This is a genomic window from Chitinophaga agrisoli, assembly GCF_008386695.1.
Lineage (GTDB): Bacteria > Bacteroidota > Bacteroidia > Chitinophagales > Chitinophagaceae > Chitinophaga > Chitinophaga agrisoli.
In genome coordinates this window covers 715,590-739,337 of sequence record NZ_VUOC01000004.1, presented here as the reverse complement: position 1 = coordinate 739,337, position 23,748 = coordinate 715,590, and the positions used below count along the sequence as shown (strand labels likewise).

Here is a 23,748-nt window from a genome sequence, read left to right as displayed (position 1 = left end):
ACCTGCAGTTAAGGTAGTTTTAGCCCTATTGTTGAGAAGCCTCCTACTTACTTATTTTGTCCTTGTTACCTGGGAACCCACGTTTAAAATATGGATAAACTCCATTCCCGGTTTATACATTTTGGTCGTGTGCAATGATAAAGAGTGCAGGGAGCGCGTGCCCTGGTGTCAGTATAATACCCTCAGAATCAAATAAATAACCGTAAAGCATACTAAACATTTTCTCATTATTTATTGTTTAACACACACATCACAAGAACACTATGGAACCGTACCTAGCTATGATTATGGCGTTCGGCGGAAACTTTCAGATCCGCGGCTGGTTATTTTGCAACGGCCAAATCCTGTCGATCGCCCAGAACACTGCCCTGTTTTCTATTTTGGGAACCACTTATGGTGGTAATGGACAAACAACTTTTGCATTGCCTGATCTGCGTGGCAGAGCGGCTGTGGGTTGGGGCCAGGCGCCTGGTCTTGGCAATTACAGCCTTGGTGAAGTAACTGGTACTACCAGCACCACGCTGACCATCGGCAACATGCCTGCGCACAACCACGTTGCGGACCTGAGCCAGGCGACTTCTATCCCGTCTGCAAGCACCGCTCCGGGTACAACCTCTACGCCAGCTAATAACATGGTGCCTGCTAAGCTGCCTAACCAGGGTACTGGCCCCGGCGCATTGCCCATCACCGGTTATGCTGCCCAGGATAATACTACCACCCTGGCGCCCGGTAAAGTAGGTGGAACGATCCAGATTGGCATTAGCGGTGGTACACAGCCTTTTAGCATTCAAAATCCTATACTGGCTATCTCTTACCTGATCGCTACTGCAGGTATTTTCCCTTCCAGGAACTAATGCTGGCAAATTATTAATGTTACTATCAAGTTTAAACACATGCACCCTCATCTGACCGTCGGATTCCTTACGCCCTATTCGGGTGTCTATCCTTTCTACTCACAACACCTGTTCGCAGGCTGGATGCTGGGGATGGGATTAGATCCGGCTACACAACGCGTAATACAATTTATCCCGGAATACACGCAGATGGGCGGCATGAAAATGAACGAAGAAGCGGCCCGTAAGCTGCTTTTCTTTAATCGTGTCGATATTTTATCCGGCCTTATCAGCTATAAATCCGTTCCCGGTCTGATTCCCCTGATTGAAAAAGAAAAAAGACCTGCTTTCTTTTTCGATATGGGGGAATATGTACCGCATTTCCCTTATCTCAGCCCGGACGTATTCTATGCTTCACACCAGCTGTGGCAGTCGCAATATGCGCTGGGCCACTGGGCGCACAATAACTTTGGCCCCGGTGGGCATATGATCATGCCCGTATACGAGGCCGGTTATCACCTCAACAGTACTTTCCAGCAAGGCGTATTTAGCGCCGGTGGTACGGAACTGCAAATATCCGTGCTGCCTTTTGATGAAAATGATCCCCTCAAACTGGACGTAGATGGCATTTTCGCCAAATGGGAAAAACAACACCCAGCCTATGTGCACGCTGTTTTCTGCGGCACTATGGGCACCCGTTTTTTGCAAAAATGGGTACAAAGCGGCCTCCATAAAAAAGTGCCGCTGCTGGTAGCAGAAACAATGGCCTATGACGACATACTGGAAGATGCAAAACATGCCAACCTTGAAATATATACCTCCCAGTTATGGATGCGTGAAGATGAAAGTAAAGCCAACCAGGCCTTTGTAAAGAAATTTGAAACACTCGCCAATCAACCCGCCAATATATATGCCTTAATGGGTTATGAAGCCGGACTGGTATGGAAAGAAGTGCTGCCTTATGCCCAGAAGAAAGATTGGGATGCGGTAAAGCAGCAATTACGTACCGGCATTATCAAAGGACCCCGTGGTGAAAAGAATTTTTACCCCGCCTCCGGCTTTGCCCTGCCTTTATCCAATATCATTAAAATAACAACTAGCTCCACTAATATTCGCAAAATCATTGTTGATCAGGGAAAAGGAATGCGTTTCGATGCTAAAGAACTGGCTGCCATACACGATGACAACATTTCCGGCTGGCAAAATCCCTTCCTCTGTATTTAATAGATCCATATGAAGCATACTTTTACTAAAAGTCTGAACATACTGCTGCTCATGATCACCTGCCTGCTGGCGGGTGTTGACGTTTATGGGCAAGCGTATACTGTCACCTCCCTACAGACCGGTGGCCGCTATCGCGCCTTGACAAGAGATAACGCCGGTAACATTTTTATGGTCCGGGAAAATGCGGCTAACTCTGCATACGAAGTGGTTAAGCTTCCGCCAGACGGCAGTGGTGCCGGCACTCCACTCTATAGTCCGACTGCCGCCGCAGACCAATACCCCTGGGGCCTCGCTGTGAACGATAACGGCGACGTTTTCGTTACAGAGATAAATCTCTCTGGCTGGAAGATCACAAAGCTGGATGCAGTTACCTATACCCCGCACCTGATGCGTAGCGGTGATTTTTATTGTGCCCTTGCATTTGATAATGTTAATAGATTGCTGACAATGGAGTTTGATAATCGCGGGGACGTTGACCCATCCAATGATACCTACAAACTCATGCGATATAAAGTTGGTCAGGAAAACGCCGCCCCAGACCTGTTGTATGATGGGATTCCCTGTTCCACCGTTGCTGGGCAGCCAACTACCTATCCTTGGAGCATTGCAGTGGATGGCCTGGATAACATCTACATTTTCGACCGCATCGAAAACGGCGGCGGTAAGCTGCTGAAGCTGTCACCCCCTAATTACAATGTGGCTACCACAATATCCTCCGGCAAGAATATCTCTTCCCTCACGGTAGATGCACAAAATAATGTGTATACGCTAGAGTCTGTTGGCGCCCTTGGTGCTAATGGGACCTATCATATTGTAAAATATACAGCACCGATAACAGGCCTGCAAACCGGCGTGGAAGTGCCTACCAGCCCTGCTACCACACTTAGCAAAACAGGTCTGGAATACCCATGGGGCATCGTAGTAGGCAACACTGGTAACATCTTTGTGAATGATGGCGGCGCCTCCGGAGAGGGGCGTTTTCTGAAACTAACGCCACCCCTCACCGTTACCAGCGTTACCCGTGCATCTGCTAATCCTACCAATGCTGCCTCAGTTACATATACCGTTAAATTCAGCGGTAACGCTACAAACGTAACAAATGCCGCATTCAGCCTTACTTCAACCGGTGTAACAGGCCCTTCTGTTGCAACCGTTACTGGTAGCGGCGATACTTATACAGTAACCGTTAATACAGGTAGCGGCAGCGGTACCATCCGCCTGGATGTGCCGGGTACGGGTATTAATCCCACCATCTTCGGCGGCACCTATACCTCCGGCGAAGTCTATACCATCGACAAAACTGCGCCTAATACCAATATAGACGCAGGACCGGCTAACCCTACCAATAACCATGGAGGGCATTTCACATTCAGCGTAACACCTGTCGAATCAGGCGTTACCTACTTAGCGCAGCTCGATGGAGTAGGGGCATTCGCCACCGTTACTAACCCTTACGATCTTCCTGCCACCCTTACGGAGGGTAGTCATACATTACTGGTAAGCGCCAAAGATGCATTAGGCAACACCGATGCAATGCCCGCTACCTGGACATGGACAACAGACTATACGTCGCCCGGCTTCGTATCCCTTACTTCGCCTGCCAATGGCTACTATCGCGCAACGCAGAACCTTGACTTCACGGTTAAATACAGTGAAAATGTCACCGTTACTGGCACGCCTTCCATCGGTATAAATATCGGTGGCACTACCCGCCAGGCTACCTATGTTAGCGGCTCCGGCTCGACCGACCTGCTGTTCCGTTATCCGGTAGTGGACGGTGACAACGATATGGATGGTATCGGCATGACGCCTGCCATTGTGCTGAACGGCGGTACTATCAGAGACCTGGCAGGCAACGACGCCCTGTTGTCTTTAGGTACGGCGCCGGACTTATCACAGGTAAAGGTGGATACCAAACATCCTACCCCCACAATCACCACTGCCGCGACTTTCCCGGTAACCGGTGCATTTACGATCACGGTTACCTTTGACGAAGACCTGGTAGACGACCTGAATATGTCTGACCTGGGTTTCCCGGGAGTCAACGTTGGCCCCCTGACAAAGATTAATAACAGGACCTGGGATATCATCCTGACGCCGCTTAACGGCGAGACAAATAGCAGTACAGTAAACGTGGTGGCTAATACAGTACACGATGCAGCCGGCAATGGCAACCTGTCTGCCACTACGCCCCTCAGCATTTCCTGGGATACCAAGGCCCCTGCTATTACCGTCACTCCGCCCGCTAGTAAGTATTACAGAGCCGGCGACGTGGTCAGCTTCACCATCAGCTATGATGAGGACGTGGTTGTAACCGGTGCGCCTACACTGCCAATTATTATAGACGGCAATACAAGGCAGGCTGCCTACACAGCCGGCGCAAATGCCCGTACACTGATCTTTAATTATACTGTAGCCGCTGGCGAGCAGGACCTCGACGGTATTGACCTGGACGCCCAGATCGCATTGAACGGCGGCAGCATCAAGGACGTTGTCGGTAACAACGCTGTAATAGGCGTAGCCAACCACTATACTGGTATATTAATAGATGGCCGCCCGCCCACCGTTGCATCCGTAACCATGCCAGGCCCTGGCTCCCACAACGGTTATTATATTAATGAGTTGGGAACGCCGCTTGTATTTTTGGTAAATACCAGCGAAACGGTAACCGTATCAGGTACCCCAACCCTGGATGTGAATATCGGTGGAGTTACCCGGCAGGCGTTGTATGCTGGCAACATTGGCAACCAACTCACTTTTACATATAATATAGTGGACGGCGATAATACCGAAACCGGTATTACACTGGGCGCCAATCTCAATTTCCCTCCCGGCAGCTCCATCAGGGATGCAGCAGGCAATAACATGGTACCAGCGCTGAACAGCGTTGGCGATGGCAGCGGGATCAAGATCAATACAACACATCCTGATCCTACCATCACGCCGGCCACCGCTTCTCCATATAACGCAGCATTCGACATTTCCGTTGATTTCGATGAAACGGTAACAGACGATCTCACAGCCGCCAGTTTCGACATCACAGGCGGTACCATCACCAACCTGAGCACGTCAGATCATAAAAAATGGACGGTCACCATCACGCCAACCGCCGATGCAGAAGGCGCTGGCAGCGTGTCAGTGAAAGCTAATGTCGTACATAACATCGCCACCAACGGCAACACGGCATCCGCTCCATATAATTTCAACTACGATACCCATGGCCCGGCTGTCTTTTCCAGAACCCACCCGGCAAATGGAGTCTATAGGTTAGGCCAGCAGTTTACCTTTACCTTCACCTTTGATGAGGACCTGGTAGTGACAGGCACACCTATACTGCCACTCACCATAGGCGGTAATACGCGCAATGTGCCGCTTACCAGCAGCGCAGGCAAGGTGCTCACCTTCATCTATACCATAGTAAATGGGGACCTGGACCTGGATGGCATTACCGAGAATCCCATCGATCTCAATGGCGCCACTATCAAAGACGCCCTGAACAACAACGCCACACTCCCTACAGCCATCAATAACTACGTAGCTGTTTTGGTAGATGCTGTACCGCCTGTTGTTACTTCCATGGCGGTGCCAACTCCGAAATATTACGTTGAGGGTAACCCGCTCCGCTTTACCATAAATACCAGCGAAAATGTGGTTGTAAATGGTAGCCCGTACCTCAACGTGAATATTGGCGGAGTTGTGAGGCGCGCAGATTTCTCATCCGGCTCCGGTACCACTTCGCTGGAGTTCATATATACGGTGGCGAATGGTGATAACGATGATGATGGCATTGAGATCGTATCTCCGCTGGAGCTTAATGGCGGCACTATCAGGGATGTACCCGGTAATGACCTGGTGCTTACATTGAATGGCGTAGCCCCCACTAACGGGGTGCTTGTAAATACCGTCATACCCAATGTTACCTTATCCACGCCCAGCACGCTGTTAAATCATCCGTTTGACGTCACCATCACCTTCACCGATGCGGTGGCAGATTTTGACTTAGCTGATATTAACTTTACCAATGCCACGATTAGCGGGCTTAACACATCCGATAACAAGGTATTCACCGTACATGTGGCGCCAACGTCAGAGGGTTCGGTACTGGTGAAGATACCTCCCGGCGCGGCGCACAACATAGGCACCAATCCTAGTCCGGCGTCCAATGAGCTCATTGTTTTCTATGACGTCACGCGCCCTACAGTTACCGGCATATCCGCTACACCCGGAACATATACGCTGGGCGATGTGATCAACTTCATTGTTGACTTCTCCGAAATACAACAGATCACACCCGGTCCTTCCGGCGAGTTGCCCTACCTGGATATTACCGTAGGTACCACGCACCGCAATGCCGTTCTTACTGGTGGTTTCGATTCGGAACACCTCACCTTTAGTTATACCGTAGCTGCTGGCGATAATGACCCGGATGGGCCGGTAGTAGCCAGCCAGATCGTGCTGAATGGCAGCACAATGCGTGATCCTGCCGGTAATGACCTTATCCTTAATCTGCCTGCCGGCGACTATAGCGGTGTGATCATAGATGCGGTTGCGCCAAACTTTACCAGCGTGGATGTACCCAATAACGCATATTATAAAGAGGGCGATGTGCTCAACTTCAAAGTACACGCCAGCGAAAATGTAAACATAACAGGCACCCCGTATATACCGGTTACCATTGGCGGAACTATCGTACATGCTGCCCTGACAGGTGGTTCCGGTAGCAATACCCTCACATTCGCATATACCGTAGTGTCAGGAGATAATGATGATGATGGCATTCAGCTGGCTGGCGCGCTGGAGCTGAATGGCGGTACTATAAAAGATGCTGCAGGCAACGATGCGGATCTGACGTTCCAGCACGTAGATCCCACCAATCAGGTATTGGTCAATACGGTCATACCTTCCGTTACACTTACTTCCTCCTCTCCTGCGTTAGTGAATGCGCCGTTTGTCTTAAGAGTTACCTTCAGCGAACCCGTATTTGTTTTCCAGGCATCAGATGTACATATACTCGCAGGTACGGCTACCGTTGGCACGCCTGCACAAGCCGGGGGCGGGCCGGCTATCTACGATATGCTGATCACCCCAACGGCCGATGGTCTGGTAGTCTTAGAGGTACCCGCAAACGTAGTAGCGAATCTTGCTGGCAATCCCAATTCCGCTTCCGGTCCGCTGGGCCGCACTTATGACGGTACCGCTCCGGTAGTGAACAACGTTACCTTGCCCACCGGTGTTTATAAATTAGGCGATGTGCTCACCTTCACGATAGCCACCAGTGAGACTGTAAACGTAACTGGTGCTCCTTACCTGGGTGTTGACATAGGCGGCCAAAATCGCCAGGCTGGTTATGTATCCGGTACGGGTACAAACAGCCTTACCTTCTCCTATACAATACAATCCACAGACCTGGATCTGGACGGACCAACGCTGGCCAGTGCCTTAAGCCTGAACGGCGGCACTATCCGCGACGATGCCGGCAACGACCTTGTTCCGGCAGTGGCTGGCAGCTACCCCACTGTAATAGTAGATGGCATAGTGCCCACCATTACTTCCGTGGATGCACCGGCTGATAAATATTATCACGCAGGCGAAGTGCTCGAATTAAAGGTGCACACCAGCGAGACGGTAATAGTTACGGCTACCCCGCAGCTAAGCTTAACAATTGGTACTACTAATGTGCAGGCTGATTTTAATGTTGGTTCCGGCACCAATGTCCTCACCTTTAAATATACCGTACAACCGAACGAACAGGATATGGACGGCATCGCCCTTACTGCCCTGGTGCTGAATAGCGGCATCATCACAGATGGAGCCGGCAATGACCTGGTATTAGCGCTGAATGGCGTGGGCGATCTTACCAATGTGCGCGTAAATACAACCACGCCTACCGTAAACCTCTCTACCACCGCGCCTGCCGTAGTGAATGCGCCATTTACTGTTACCGCTACCTTCAGCGAAGAGGTATTTGGCTTCACAGCAGCTGGTGTGCATATCACAAACGGCACTGTGTCCAACCTGAATACAACAGACGGCGGTATCACCTATACTATGCTGATAACGCCATCGGGAGATGGTCCGGTGATCGTGTCTGTTCCGCCAGGCGCAGCCAACAATATAGGCCGCAATCCTAATAGCGGTTCCGGTGATGTGAATGTTACCTACGATCATATGCCGCCGCAGATCACAATAGTAGCGGTGCCGGTCACGGATACCTATAAAGCAGGAGATATACTGGACTTCATTGTACGTTACCATGAGATCGTAGTCGTTAACGGTACGCCAGTGTTACCTTTTGTAATGAATAGTGGAAACGGGCAAGCGGGTTTTGTAGGCGGCAGTGGAACCACGGATCTTCATTTCAGCTACACGGTACAATCCGGCGATAATGATCCGGATGGCATTACATTGGGTACAGCGCTGGAGCTTGCAGGCGGTACCATAAAAGACATCGCCGGCAATGATGCTAACCTCACATTAAATGGCGTTGGCGTCAGCGTAGTGAAAATAGACGCCGTAGCGCCTGTGGTTACTTCCGTGGAAGTGCCTGCTGATGGCTATCACAAAGCGGGTGAAGTGCTCACATTTAAAGTACATACCAGCGAAGCTACAGATGTAACAGGCGCGCCCACCATAGATGTGACCATCGGCACGGCTGTTAAACAGCTGGTCCTTACCAGCGGTGCTGGCACCGATCTGCTGAATTTCACTTATACCGTACAACCGGGTGATAAGGATATGGACGGCATCCAGCCGGCTGGTATCATCGCCCTGAATGCCGGCGGTAGTTTGAAGGATGTTAACGGCAACGATATGGTGCTTACGCTGAACAACGTTGATCCCACCGCCGGTGTGTTCGTAAATACAGATATCCCGTCTGTAACACTGAGCGCCCCGCAGCCCCTGGTGAACGGATTTTTTGAGGTCACCGCTACCTTCAGCGAAAAAGTAACTGGTTTCGCGGCAACTGACCTGGATGTCACGAATGCCACTGCATCGAACCTGAATACTTCAGACGATGGCATCACCTATACCATATTAATAACGCCAACAGGCGGCAACATAACAATGACTGTTCCTGCAGGCGTAGCCTTTAATATAGGCGGTAATCCAAATACAGCTTCCAGTTCGCTTACCGTCACCTTCGATGGTACAGGGCCGGCCATTACAGCTGTTGACAAACCATCTACTGCCACCTATAAAGCAGGAGACGTGCTCAACTTCGACGTACACTATAATGAAACTGTAACAGTAACAGGTACGCCTCAGCTGGATATTATAATGACCAGCCGTAACGGACAGGCAACCTATACCGGCGGTACCGGTACCAATACGCTCCGCTTCAGCTACACCGTGGTACCAGGCGATCTGGATGCGGATGGTATCGCACTGGGCGCTAACCTCCAGCTGGCTGGCGGTACTATAAAAGACCCCGCAGGCAATGATGCCCTCCTGGTACTGAATAATATCTCCGCCAATGTCGTGAAGATAGACGCCACTTCACCGGTGGTTGCCTCTGTAGGCGCGCCATTGCCAGGTTACTATAAAAATGGCAATGACCTCTTCTTTACTGTATACTTCAGCGAGACCGTGACCGTTACCGGCTCACCTGTACTGGAGGTGCTGATAGGCAGCGCTACCCGCGAAGCTACTGTAACCGCTACCAGCGCTAATTCCCTGACTTTCCACTATAACATACTGCCCGGAGATCAGGACCTGGATGGTATCGAACTGGCGCCTGACCTGAAGCTCAATGGCGCCACTATCCGGGACGCCATCGGCAATGATGCGTTGCTGACCCTGCATAACGTGCCTAATACCAGCACCGTATATGTATACAGCATAGTACCGGCCGTTACGTTCTCCGGTATCGTAACAAACGCGCCTTTCACTCTCAGCGTTATCTTTAGCGAAAAGGTAACCGGCTTCGATATCTCCGATATACAGGTGACAAATGCCACCTTGACCAATTTCGCAACGACCGATAACATTACTTATACCATGACCTTAACGCCAGCAGCACAGGGTACCGTAACGATCAAGGTGCCCGCCAATGCAGCGGTGAACGTAGCCGGTACAGGTAATGCGGCATCTTCCGGCATTTCTTATTATTATGACGGTACACCGCCTGCGATCAGCTCCGTAGATGTACCGGCTAATAAATATTATAAAGCCGGCGATGTACTTCCCTTCACCGTACACTATAGCGAAACGGTGAACGTGATGGCCTCCGCCCCGCAGGAGATACAATTGCCGCTGATCCTCGATGGTAAGACCGTGTATGCTAACTTCGTTAGTGGCGGCGGTACCAATGGCGATCTGCTCTTCAACTACACCGTTGTAGATGGGGATATGGACCTCGACGGCATCAACCTGGGTACAGCTTTAATACTGCACAGCGGCTGGATCCGTGATGCATCTGCCAATAACGCGGTGCTTACGCTGAACGGGGTTGCCAATACCAGCGGGGTACGTATAAATACCGCCAAACCATCCGTACAGATCGTATCTGCGGCCGCTGCGCGCGTGAATGCGCCCTTTACCGCTACCATTACCTTCAGCGAGGCCGTAACAGGCTTTGCAACAACGGGTATAACCGCGGTGAACGCCACTGTCAGCAACCTGCAGACCAGTGATAATACCGTATACACATTGACAGTAACACCGGGTACGGATGGTTTGCTGAACCTCAGCGTACCTGCCAATGTTGCGGTGAACAACGGTGGTAATAACAATACCGCCTCCGGTAACCTGGCACGCACGGTGGATAAAACAGCGCCGGTGATCAACACCCAGACTCTCACCGTAAATAACAACGAGCCGGTAGGCACAACGGTAGGTACAATAACCGCTACAGACGCCAGCAACGTATTCCAGGACTGGACCATCACATCAGACCCGAGCGGCGGCGCCTTTGCAATGGATAATGCCACCGGTAAGATCACGGTGAAGAATGCCAGCCTCCTGGATGCGAAAGCAGGTACCACCGTGGTACTGGGCGTAACGGTAAGTGATGGGCTCAATACCAGCGGCGCCACCGCCATCCCCATCAATGTGATCCTGGCATTTGTAAATAAAACGCCTACCCTGGATGCCATCAGCAATGTAAGCGTATGTACCGGTACAGATGTACATACCATCCAACTTACTGGCGCGTCTGCGGTAGAAGCCGGTCAGACATATACCATCACGGCAACGTCTAACCAGCCTTATTTCGATGCGCTGAGCGTAAGTACAGCCGGTGTACTGAGTTACCAGCTCAAGAGCACCGTAACCACCGGCACAGCTACCATCACCGTTACCATTAAGGACGATGGTGGTACCGCCAACGGCGCTGTAGATCAGCTGAGCCGCACCTTCACCATTACGGTGAATAACCTGCCCGCTATCACCATCAACAGTGATAAAGGCAATAGCGTGTCCAAAGGCGATGTGATCCACCTCACCGCCACCGGCGCCAGCACTTACAGCTGGACCAATATAGACGGCATCATCAGCGGTCAGCAGACCGCTGTACTGGAAGCCAAGGCAAAGGATAACGCCACTTACGAAGTAACCGCTACCAGCGCCGCAGGCTGTATTGGTACGGCCAGCATCAGCATCACCGTAATAGAGGACTTCAAGGTAGACGCTACCAACATCCTCACGCCTAACGGCGACGGCAGGAACGATAAGTGGGTGATCCGTAACCTGGACAGCTATCCAAACAACGAGGTACAGGTGTTTGACCGCTCCGGCCGTATCGTGTTCCAGCAACGGAATTACGCCAACGACTGGTTAGGCACCCTCAACGGCAAACCGCTGGCAGAAGGCACTTACTATTATATACTGAGGATTAATGACGGAGCTAAAACGGCGAAAGGTTATATCACCATCATCCGGGACGAGCAATGATCCGGTTAAACTATGATATCATGCGTTATTCATTTTTATATACTAATCATATGCGTGCGTTACTGTTTTGTTGTGTATTACTGACCGCAGGCCTTTGCAGCCAGCAGGCTATGGCGCAGAGCCTGAGTAACACCCAGGCCCTGCTGGAGCCCTCCGGTACCCAGTATTTCCAGAACCAGTACCTGGCCAACCCGGCCATGGCGGGCGCAGATACCGGCCTGCATATAAACGGGGCCTACCGCAACCAGTGGAACGGGATTGACGGCGCCCCGCGCACCCAGTTCTTCTCCGCAGACATGCTCCTGGGTAGTAGGGTAGGAGCCGGCATCCACCTCTTCAACGATGAAGCAGGCTTGATGCAACGCACCCGCGTGGCGCTTACCTATGGTTACCATCTGCCCCTGGGCGATAACGGGCAAACCCTGCACTTTGGCCTTTCCCTGGCTGTAAGTGTGCAGCGCCTGGATTATAAGAGCGTGAACGGGGATGCGGACGATCCGTCACTGGGCGCTTTTAACCGCCGTGACAACTACTTTGAAGGCGAATACGGCATGGCCTATACAGATGGCCACTGGAACATCCAGGCCGCCTTGCCTAACGTAAGAAGTTTGTTTACCGGTGATAATAAAGCCGTAGATGGCGGTACCATCTTTTTCTCCGCCGCCTCCTATAAGTTCACACCGGAACAGGGCGCAGTAAGCAGCTTTGAGCCTAAGCTTTGTTATCGCGGCGTAAGAGGGTACGACAATATCCTGGATGCCGGCTTTAACGTAGGCTTCCTGAATAATGTAGCCAACGTAATGGCCATGTACCATACCACTAAAAGCATCACCGCCGGCGCTGGTGTGAATATCGCGCAAACGGTAAGGTTGCAGGTAATGTACACCACGCAAACAGGCGGTATCCGCACTTATGTAGACGGTACCTATGAGATAGGCGCCACCATCGATCTTTTTAAATAATATCATAGACATTCTAACAGGCGGGGCTGTATCGTAAGATACAGCCCCGTTTTTCTTACAGCGGTCCCATCGCTACCCCATCTTTGATATTCATAAGTTAACCTTTGTTTTTAACAACGATCCCTCCGGAATTTTATCCCACCTTTATACCCATAAACTTTAATCAAAATGACAACAAAAAGCAAAACATCATTGACCTTCCAACTGGGTGGCCAGCTCGAGATCAACAGAATGGGATATGGCGGTATGCAGCTCACCGGCGAAGGCGTCTTTGGCGAGGCAGCAGACCGCGACAATGCAAAAAAGGTTTTGCAGGCCGCGGTAGCCGATGGGGTGAACTTCATAGACACCGCAGAAGCCTACGGGCCCAAATTGAACGAATCCCTTATCGCAGACGCTTTATATCCCTACAAACCCGGCTTGGTGATCGCCACTAAAGGCGGCTTTAACCGCCCCGGCCCCGGCCAGTGGATACCCAATGGCAAACCGGACTTTATCCGTGAAAACATCGAAGGCAGCCTTAAACGCCTCAGGGTAGATACTATCGACCTGTGGCAGCTGCACCGCTTTGATCCTAATGTACCGGTAGAGGAAACCCTCGCCCCTGTGGTGGATGCCGTTAAAGCCGGCAAGATCCGCTTTGTGGGCCTGTCAGAAGTGAACGTGGCGCAGATCGAACAGGCAGAGAAGATCCTGCCCATCGTATCCGTACAGAACCTGTACAACCTGGGTAACCGCCAGTGGGAAGACGTGCTGGATTACACCGTGTCCCGCAATATGGCCTTTATTCCCTGGTTCCCGCTGGCCAGCGGCCCGGAATCCATGGCGGATAAGATTGACCGTATCGCCGCCAGTCATAAGGCAACCACCGCCCAGATAGCGCTGGCATGGCTGCTGAAACGTGCAGACAACATCCTGCTCATACCCGGCACCCGCTCCCTTGCACACCTGCTGGAAAACCTGAAGGCGGCAGAAATAGACCTGAGCGACGAAGAATTTGAAGAACTGTCCAGGTAATTTGTTTTTGTTGTTATAGTGTAAGTGAACAACGGACCGTTCCCGGTATTGGGAACGGTTCTTTTTTTTAGTACGAAAAGCCGGAGCGCGTATAAGCTGAATAATTATCTTTATTAAAACTTATCGTGCAATGCACCATTTATTTTTACTCTCACTAATACTGATCCCATTCACTAGCTTTGGCCAGGAATCAGACAGCGCTATTATCAGCCGGCTCAATCGTAACTGGATCGCCAGCTATGCCACAAAAGACACGGCTGCCATGCAGCAGATCCTGGCAGACGATATGATCATGATCGCACCTAAGGGCAATAAGCTAAACAAAACAGACATCATCCGGAATGTAGGCGCGGCAGATATAACAACCACCGCCGAAATTGACAGCACCACCATAAGAGTATTCGGACAAACAGCGCTGGTCACTTCGTACACACACTTTTCAATTCAGACAGATCAGCAGACCATGCATGGCACAAATTGTTACTCGGACCTCTATATAAAAAGGAAGGGCGTTTGGCAGGCGGTTGCCGCACATGTTACCTTGCTTACCATGCAGTAGGCTGCCTCCGCGCATGTGTTCATACTAATTTAATATAAAATATCCCGCTACCCGGAGTAATTTTGCCTGCACTGAGGCGCATATTGCAGCCTGTAACGCAAGGACAGTATGTATCACGTCGCTATTCCTGGTCAATTAAGTGAACTAAATGATGAGGAGCTGCTTTTGCAGTTCCAGCAAGGCGTAGCGCCCGCATTTGAAGAGTTGTACAAACGCTTCTGGGGCGTGCTCTATTACCAGGCATACCGCATGCTCGAGCACGAACAGGATGCCCAGGATGTAGTACAGGAAATTTTCACTACAATATGGACAAAAGCCGGCGGTATTGAGTTATCAGGACCGCTGGCCGCTTATTTATATACCGCGGTGCGCAACCGCGTGCTTAACCTGCTCGCGCATAAACGTACCTACCGCCATCACCTGGATTCCCTCAAACAATTCCTTTCCAGCGCAGATCATTCCACCCTTCAGCACATGACGGAAAAAGAGCTTGCCGCCTACATAGAATATGAAATAGGCCAGCTGCCCGCCCGCATGCGCGAAGTATTTGAACTGAGCCGGAAAACCGCCCTCTCTCATAAAGAGATCGCCGGCCAGCTGCAGCTCTCCCAGGAAACCGTAAAGAAACAGATCAGTAATGCCATCCGCACGCTAAAGCATAAGCTGTCGCATTTTCCATTGTTGTTTTGATAGTTCTTGCCACTTCCCCGAATTCCGCCGCCTCACCACACGCTCTACCGTCTCACCACATGCTTGACTACCTCGATCCGTACATCCACACATCTGCACATCCGCACACCCTCCACCGCCCCTTTCTGCTAAAAAAAATCAATTTTAGCAATCCCTCCATTTTCCTTAAATTGAATGCTATTCATTAAAAACAATAACCTCATAATGAAAAACTTAATGTATTATGGCAAAGCAATCAGGCATTATCAAATTCACCGGCAAGCTGGGTGATTTCACCGGCTACCGCCGGAACAAAGACCATATCATCCGCCGGCGTCCGGAATACGTACATCAAACCGCGGCTACCCGGCAGGCCGCCCACGCATTCGGCATTATCAGCCGCAAGGGAAAACTGATCCGCCAGGCAATCGTCCCACTGCTGGATACCCGTAGCGATGGTACGCTGGTCAACCGTTTAAACCGCGCGATGATACTGGCGGCCAAAGAACCGCCTGTGTCTCCATCATATACGCCTGCAAACGATCGTTTCGCTGGCCACGCCACCGCAGATCAGCTATCGCAGCGCTTATCGCAAACCCTGCCAAACCCGGAGCACCATCAGCTGCAGTCGCTAAAAGGTTTCCGCTTTAATCCTCATACCGGCCTGGAAGGTATATTAAATCAGCCGGCTACCTACACACCCGAAGGTATATTGCAAATACCCGCCCAGCTGGTGCGCATGCCCCAAAAAGCCACCCATATGGAAGTCCATGCCATAGCCGTGCGCATCAACTTTGCAGAGCGCTGCATAACCGGCATAGACGAGTCCCTCGAAGTCATTCAACTGGATACATCCTGCAAAGGGCAGGACCAGCCCTTTAATGGCTTGGATCTCCCGCTTTCTGTACCCGGTAAAGGCACATTGTTCGTGGTCCTGCAACTACGTGCCTGCACCAGCTGCAACGGTGAGGTCTATCCCTTCCATGACCGCCGTTATATGGCCGCAGACATCGTAACCGTTATACCGCCTGTTGTACCAGTACAAAAGCCGGTAGGGAAGAAGGGTAAAGGCAAACGCCCGGCATACGGCCAGGCGCAGAAGCGCTACATCATGCCGCATACGCTGGCCGGTTTTGCCAATGCCAACGCTTACAGCAAATTGTCGCCGTCATTTCCGCAACTGGAATAGGCCGTCCTTCATCCTGGTATATTGCCGGTATTCCTTCCAGGATGCTGGATATACCCTCAGCCGTGTTTATCAACAATCAATATTGCTGTTACCTCAATGCAAGCGATTTGCCCCCTCATGCCCATTGCCATCAAAATCGCGCTTTCCCCGCCCTCCATCCACCGCTTACGCTTCTCAAAACACTATAATCATCCCCAAATCTTCCTCAAACCACTACATCCATCGCCAAAATCTCCCTCAATAATCTATCGCATCACGCTCTCCCCCTTATCCACCCCTCATCAATCACCTTCCGCCTGAAATTCGCCCAATTTCCATACAAAGTCCACCTTTTATCCACCTTGACTTGCTCTTTCCTTGCACTATGCTGGCTCCTTCCGTCGTCTATGCTTGTACGATCTGCCGTTATACCATATTAATACCACCCACCATCCCCAAAATTCTCTTAACATTAGCTTAATACACCCATCTACCCCTTCCGTTCCTTTCACCTGTCTATTATACGTATCTGGCTTAAACGCTGGCATCATAACCAACAAATGAAAGATTTATTAAAGCGCTACGTGGCAGGTCAATGCACGCCGGAAGAGCAACTACTGGTAGAAGAATGGTACCGGCAGCAACTTTCCGCACGCCGCGATATTGCGCCTCCGGAGCAGGCCGGACTGCAGGAGCAACTCTTACAACGCATACAGCAGCCGCGTAAAATAATACGCATGCGCCCCTTGCTCAGGGTAGCTGCCGCCCTGGTATTATTACTGGGTATCGGCTACCTGCTGGTACAGCAATTACGTCCCGCCAAAATACAATGGCAGGAGGCTTATGCTGCACACGGCAATCCGTTACGCCTGCAGCTGAGCGATGGCTCTATTGTATGGCTCAACGCCGGTACCCGTTTACGCTACCCCGCCGCTTTTAAAGGCAACGAGCGCGAAGTACAGCTCCTCACCGGCGAAATGAATATCGACGTAAAACAGGACCCGGACCATCCTTTCTTCGTAAAGTCCGGCGGTATACGTACCCGGGTATTGGGCACGGTGTTCAATGTACGGGCCTATGAGCGCCTCGCATTGTTACAGGTAACGGTGCAGCAGGGTAAGGTATCCGTAAGGTGTGATGATAGCTTACGCCAGCTGGCAGGGCAGGAGATGATCCTGCTGCCGGATGAGCAGATGACCCTGCACACAAAAGACCAGGTATGGGAAAAGCAACATATCGATGCAAAGTCCATCAACGGCTGGACCAGCGGCCGCCTGCTGTTTGATAATGAACGCCTCGATATCATCGCCATGCAGCTGGAGTATAAATACCAGGTAAAGATCAGCTTTGCAAATGCATCACTGGCGGCATACCGCATCACTGCCGGCTTCCAGGCAGCTGATCCGCTGAACGAAGTACTGGAAGCCCTGAGCATGGCTAATAACCTGCACTACCAGGTAAACGGGAACACTATCATGCTGAATAAATGATCACCTTAAAAATCACCGCCTATGTAAAAGGATAACATACACACATAAAAAAACCGGTAAGGCAATCCTCACCGGCGCAATGCCTGGAAGTGGTCAATCCGTAACGCCAATCACCAATTGATCCTCCGGCTGATTTTCAATAACGATTTGATCAATTATTAAAACCCGTACAAAGGTATGAAAATTTGTACCAGTAATGTTGTATCTGTAATTAAGCAGGTCATGAGAACAGGGCATCTGTTATTAATGGGAATGCTCCTTGGCATACAGCTGATGCAGGCCGCCCCAACCAGGGGACAGGTACCGGAAGAGAAAATGGATCTCGCCATTCAGCGTAAATCTCTGAAGGAAGCATTTAACATCATCCAGGAGAAAAGCGGCTACCTCTTCATCTATAATGAGCAGGTAGTAGCGCCCTACAAAGCCATCAGCATCAACGCCCGCCAGAAAGATATTGCCTGGGTGGTGAACGAGCTGTTGCGCAATACCCGCCTTACCTACAAGGTACAGAACGGTAAAGTGATCATCCTCGAAAAGGAAGTAACGGCCCCGGCCCCCGTAAAGGCCGTAGTGAAGGAAGCGGCCGATGATAAGCTTAAAGGAAGGGTAGTGGACGGTAAAGGCGCGCCCCTTCCCGGCGTTACGGTGCAGGTGAAAGGCGCCGGCCGCGGCAGCGTGACCGATGGTACAGGCGCTTTCTTCGTACAGGCGGCCGCAGGAGAGGTGCTGGTGGTATCTATGTCCGGTTACATTAGCCGTGAGATCACTGCCACTGCCGATCTGAACATCGTGCTACAAGAAGATATCAAAGGCCTGGAAGAGGTAGTGGTAGTAGGTTACGGTACACAAAAGAAACGCGATGTAACCGGCGCTATGTCAACCGTGCAGGGGAAAGAGATCAGTGAATTGCCCGTTACTAACGCCATCCAGGGCCTTAAAGGCAAGATCGCCGGCGTGGATATTGCCAGCAGTGGCAATGAGCCCGGTGGTTCTGCTTCTATCCTTATACGCGGCCAGCGTTCTATACAGGGTAAAAATGATCCCCTGATCGTAATGGATGGTATTCCCTTGCAGAACGCCAGCCTCAATGAAATTAACCCTAATGATATCGCTTCCATAGATGTGCTGAAGGATGCTTCCTCCACCGCTATCTACGGTTCCCGCGGCGCTAACGGCGTACTGCTTATCACCACTAAACGTGGTAAAGTTGGCAAGACCAACGTAAACTATGATGCTTATTACGGCATCACCTCCATTACCAAAACACTGGACCTGATGGATGGTGCACAGTTTGCACAACTGCGCCGCGAAGCTGCCCGTACTGCCGATCCTAATAACAAGTACCCGGCAGATAACACCTTATTTGACGACATCGCCCTGGAATCCATTGCTAAGGGCCGCTCTACAGACTGGCAGGACCTGATCTACCACCAGGGTAACCGCCAGAACCACCAGCTGTCTATCAGCGGCGGTAAAGAACGTACACAGTTCGCCATCTCCTTCAACTACTTTAAGGAAAACGGTATCATCGATAAAACGGATTATACACGCGGTTCCCTTCGTATCAACCTGGACCACCAGGTAAATGACCGCCTTCGCTTTGGGGTATCTTCTTTCGTAACGCGCTCTGTGCAGAACGTTACTGACAACACCGTATTTGATGACGCGCTCCGCACCAGCCCGCTGGGTGTGCCTTATGACAGCACCGGCGCTTTAACGTTCCGTCCTACCAATGATGAAGGTCAGCGTGTGAACCCGCTGATGGTGATCAAAAATACCATCGATCAGCGTTATAAGACCCGCGTGCTCGCCAGCCTGTTTGGCGAATGGGATATCTTAAAAGACCTTACCTACCGCCTGAACGTAGGCCCTGAGCTGGAAACCTCTAGCGAAGGTATCTTCAAAGGCAGCCTTACCGATGCTAACCAGGGTGGTAACCCTACCGCCAGCTACACCACCGGCGATGTATTTGCTATCACCATCGAGAACATCCTGCGTTATAACCATCGCTTCCATAAGGATCATGGGTTGAATGTAACGCTGCTGCAAAGCTCTCAGCAGGAGATAGGCAACGCCTCTGGCATCAGCGTAAACAAACTGCCTTATGAAGCGCAGGGTTATCACAACCTGCAATCAGCAGGCGAAGTGACCGGCGTATCCAGCGACTATTATAAAAAATTGCTGCTGTCTTACATGGCGCGTGTGAACTACGATTATAAAGATCGTTATTTACTGACCTTGACCGCCCGTGCGGATGGTTCCTCCGTATTTGCGCCCGGCAATAAATGGGGCTTTTTCCCTTCCGCGGCTGCGGCCTGGCGTATAGATGCAGAGCCTTTTATGCAGCATGCGCGTAATATAGACGCATTGAAACTGCGTGTAAGTTACGGCAGCACTGGTAACAACAGCATTGATCCATATAAAACCTTTGCTATCCTCGAAAAGAGTCCCTATTCTTTTGGAGAAACAGGGTTCAACGGTTTTGTGCCTACCACTATTGCCAACCCGGACCTGCGTTGGGAGTATACCCGCGAGCTGAACTTTGGCGTGGACTTTAGCGTATTCAAAGGCCGTATATCCGGCTCGGTAGAACATTATATCGCTAATACATCCAATCTGCTGTTGCCCCGGAGCATACCTGGCAGCACTGGTTATACAATGGTCGTACAGAACATTGGCGCTACCCGCAACAAAGGCTGGGAAGTAAGTCTTTCTACGGTGAACCTGACCACCCCCAGTGGTTTCCAATGGAAAACAGACCTGAATTTTGCCTTCAATAAAAACCAGATCGTGCAACTGTATGGTGATGGTAAAGATGATCTGGGTAACAGTTGGTTGATTGGCCAACCTATCAACGTGATCTACTATTATAACAAAGTAGGCGTATGGCAGGAGTCAGAAGCGGCTGCTGCTACCGCTGCCGGCTTTAAACCTGGTATGATCAAGATCGAAGATGTAAACGGAGATAAGACCTATTCCGATAAGGACCGTAAAGTGATCGGTTCCTTAATGCCGGGTTGGACCGGCGGTTTGACCAACCACTTTCTCTATAAAGGCTGGGAACTGACCGTAGTGCTGAATACCCGTCAGGACTATATGCTGTACTCTCAGTGGTATGAGAACAACAACCGCCTGGCTGGCCGTTACAACAACCTGGATGTGAACTACTGGACGCCGGAAAATCCTACCAACGATAACCCGCGCCCGGATAAGAACCAGGAAAGCGTGTACCTGGGCTCTACGCTCGCCTTTAAAGACGCCAGCTTTGTACGTGTAAAGAACATGATGCTGTCTTACACCCTGCCCCAGGCATGGCTACAGCGCGCCGGTATCCATAACCTGCGCCTGAATGTAAGCGCGGAAAATCCGTTCACCTTCACTTCCTACAAAGGCCAGGACCCGGAATATGAATCAGATGGCACCCGCGCCCTGTACCCGGTTACAAAGATGTATTCCATCGGCTTGAATGCTGGTTTTTAATGATGATCAAAAACAGTTGTATGCAACGCAAAAGACTTTTAAAATACTCAATTCCTGTGCTATGCGCATGGCTGGGGTTCAGCGCCTGCAGCCTGGAGGAGAAAGACCTGTATAAACCAGTGCCGGAAGCCATTTACAGCGATGCCGCAGGTATTGCCAACGGCGTTACCGGCGTATACAGCGGGCTGCGTAATATTTATGGTTCCCAGATGGGCTTTACCATCACCACCATGGGCACCGATATCTTCCAGCACGGTAAAGATGGCGGTTATAAATTCATGGATGATTATGGCACCGCGCTGAATGCCTCCAACGGCTACCTGGGCGATCTGTGGAATAACGCCTATGCTACCATCAACTCCGCCAATACCCTCCTGGACCGTATTGATGCGGTGCCTATGGACGAAACGCTGAAGAACCGCTATAAAGCCGAAGTACGTTTCATCCGCGCCCACTTCTACTACTGGCTCACCGTGCAGTTTGGCGATGTGGTGTTTACGGAGCATGAGACCAAAGGTGTGGTGAACGACCTGGGCCGTACGCCCAAAGCCGATATCTGGAAAAAAATGCATGAGGATACCCAGTTTGCAGTAGATAACCTGGACTGGACACAGCCTGACTATGGCCGTATCACCAAAGGCGCTGCCCTCCACCAGCTGGCTGTAATAGACCTGCTGCAGGGAGATTATGCCGGCGCTGCCGCTGCCGCTAAAAAGGTGATCAGCGATGGCCCGTACCAGCTGCTGCCTTCTTATGCCAGCGTATTTGATTATAACAACCAGAAGAACGCAGAGATCTTGTTTTCGGTGCAGTATATCAATAATGCACTGTTCAATGGCTCCGGTAACCAGGGTAATGCCTTCTTCACGCCCGCTTATGACCAGTTTGGTCTGCTGCGCGATGTGAACCAGGGCGGCCGTCCCTATACCCGTTTCCGTCCTACAGAGTTCTTCCGTAACCTGTTTGATAAGAACGACAGCCGTTTTGATGTTACCTTCCGTATGTACTGGTTCTATAACAACCCGGCTAACCTGCCCGCCGGCAAAAAGCTGGGCGATACTGTGGTATGGCAGATCAGCCCGGGCGTAACTTCCCTGGTAGCGCCTAACAACGACAACATGCACTGGGGCGTTAAAAAGCACGACGATCCCACCCGTGCCTCTCCCCAGGACCTGAACGGTTTCCGCGATTACTTTGTATACCGTCTCTCTGATACCTACCTGCTGGCCGCAGAAGCGCTCATGCTGGATGGTAAACCGGAAGAAGGCGTCACCTACCTCAACAAAGTAAGACAGCGTGCCGCCAAACCAGGTACCACCATTGCGCCTTTATCAGCTGCCCAGCTGGATATGGACGCGGTGCTGGACGAGCGCGCCCGCGAACTGGGTGGCGAAGAAGGCCGCTGGATGGACCTGGTGCGTACCGGTAAACTGGTAGTCCGCGTAAAGAAATACAATCCTAACGCGGTAAACATAAAGCCTTTTCATGTACTGCGCCCGATACCGCAGGCCCAGCGTGACCTTTCTACCGTAGAGTTCCCGCAGAACGACGGATACCTGTAAACAGCTTACTTTATTAACGAACAACTCATAACCCAATGAAGCGTACCTTTTCGATCCTAGCTTGTATGTTATGCAGCGGCCTGATGGTACAGGCGCAGTCTAACCTGGACAATATCCTGGAAGACTTCTATCATCATCCGGAGCGGGTGCTGGTAACCGCCCACCGTGCGGCCCACGCCAAATACCCGGAAAACTCCATCGGCGCTATCCGTGAAGCCATCCGTATTGGCGTAGATGTGATTGAGCTGGATGTACACGAAACAAAAGACGGCGTACTGGTGATCATGCACGATGCCACCGTTACCCGTACCACGGGCAAACCCGGCAAGATCCGTGATTATACTTATGCAGAGCTGCAGCAGTTCCCACTGCTGTTCAACGGTCAGCCTTCTAACGAAAAGATACCTACTTTCGAAGAGGCCCTGAACGAAGTAAAAGGCAAAGCCATGCTGGATATCGACTTCAAGGAAGGTACACCGGAAGCCGCTAAAAAGACCGTAGACCTGGTAGAAAGCACCGGTACTGCCCCGCAGGTACTGTTCTTCCTGTATGCCGCCAAATATGCGCCTATGCTGCATGATATGGATAAGAATATCCCCATCATGCCCCGTTCTCATAACGCAGCAGAGACTGAGAAGATCATGGAGTCCGGCAAATACGCCGCCATCCATATCGATGACTCTTTCTACTCTGATACCCTGATGGCCCGCGTGCGCGAGCATGGCGAGCGCGTTTGGATCAATGCCTTAGGCAAGTATGATGATATGGAAGAAAAGCAGAAAGACAGCGGTTTTGATGCAATGATGGCTACTTTCAAATATGCCAACTGTATCCAGACCAACCTGCCGGAAGAGCTGCTGGCCTACCTGAAAAAGAAAGGCCTGCACAGGTAG

Annotated in this window: 12 protein-coding genes; all 12 read left to right on the top strand. The window is 51.1% G+C overall.

From position 1 onward, the window contains the following. Window positions 1–263 precede the first annotated feature (263 nt). The 12 genes from F0L74_RS22060 to F0L74_RS22005 all read left to right on the top strand — a co-directional run bounded on the left by F0L74_RS22060 (window position 264) and on the right by F0L74_RS22005 (window position 23,748). Window positions 264–854 (top strand): phage tail protein, encoded by a 591-nt coding sequence (locus tag F0L74_RS22060; protein WP_149840081.1) that lies wholly within the window; start codon window positions 264–266, stop codon window positions 852–854. 39 nt (window positions 855–893) lie between these two features. Continuing rightward, window positions 894–2,057: an ABC transporter substrate-binding protein gene (locus F0L74_RS22055; RefSeq protein ID WP_149840080.1), complete on the top strand. Its 1,164-nt coding sequence runs from the start codon at window positions 894–896 to the stop codon at window positions 2,055–2,057. A gap of 9 nt (window positions 2,058–2,066) precedes the next feature. Beyond that, on the top strand, window positions 2,067–11,948 hold the full coding sequence (locus tag F0L74_RS22050) for an Ig-like domain-containing protein (RefSeq protein ID WP_149840079.1): 9,882 nt from the start codon (window positions 2,067–2,069) through the stop codon (window positions 11,946–11,948). Between the two features lie 50 nt (window positions 11,949–11,998). Further along, window positions 11,999–12,910 carry a PorP/SprF family type IX secretion system membrane protein gene (locus tag F0L74_RS22045; protein WP_188316109.1) on the top strand — a complete coding sequence of 304 codons (912 nt, stop codon included), beginning with the start codon at window positions 11,999–12,001 and terminating at the stop codon, window positions 12,908–12,910. Between the two features lie 168 nt (window positions 12,911–13,078). Further along, window positions 13,079–13,927 (top strand): aldo/keto reductase, encoded by an 849-nt coding sequence (locus F0L74_RS22040; RefSeq protein ID WP_149840077.1) that lies wholly within the window; start codon window positions 13,079–13,081, stop codon window positions 13,925–13,927. Between the two features lie 130 nt (window positions 13,928–14,057). After that, window positions 14,058–14,486, top strand: a complete 429-nt coding sequence (locus F0L74_RS22035; protein WP_149840076.1) for a nuclear transport factor 2 family protein — start codon at window positions 14,058–14,060, stop codon at window positions 14,484–14,486. A 108-nt stretch (window positions 14,487–14,594) separates the two neighbouring features. Next, window positions 14,595–15,176, top strand: a complete 582-nt coding sequence (locus F0L74_RS22030) for an RNA polymerase sigma factor (protein ID WP_149840075.1) — start codon at window positions 14,595–14,597, stop codon at window positions 15,174–15,176. A gap of 223 nt (window positions 15,177–15,399) precedes the next feature. Then, entirely contained in the window at window positions 15,400–16,344 is a 945-nt protein-coding gene (locus tag F0L74_RS22025) for a hypothetical protein (protein WP_149840074.1), read from the top strand. 539 nt (window positions 16,345–16,883) lie between these two features. Beyond that, the gene (locus tag F0L74_RS22020; RefSeq protein WP_149840073.1) at window positions 16,884–17,813 is read left to right on the top strand and encodes a FecR family protein; all 930 of its coding nucleotides are present in this window, start codon (window positions 16,884–16,886) and stop codon (window positions 17,811–17,813) included. Window positions 17,814–18,035: 222 nt separating this feature from the next. Then, window positions 18,036–21,293: a TonB-dependent receptor gene (locus F0L74_RS22015; protein WP_188316108.1), complete on the top strand. Its 3,258-nt coding sequence runs from the start codon at window positions 18,036–18,038 to the stop codon at window positions 21,291–21,293. 20 nt (window positions 21,294–21,313) lie between these two features. Then, window positions 21,314–22,855 (top strand): RagB/SusD family nutrient uptake outer membrane protein, encoded by a 1,542-nt coding sequence (locus F0L74_RS22010; RefSeq protein WP_188316107.1) that lies wholly within the window; start codon window positions 21,314–21,316, stop codon window positions 22,853–22,855. A gap of 35 nt (window positions 22,856–22,890) precedes the next feature. Beyond that, window positions 22,891–23,748: a glycerophosphodiester phosphodiesterase family protein gene (locus tag F0L74_RS22005; RefSeq protein WP_149840070.1), complete on the top strand. Its 858-nt coding sequence runs from the start codon at window positions 22,891–22,893 to the stop codon at window positions 23,746–23,748.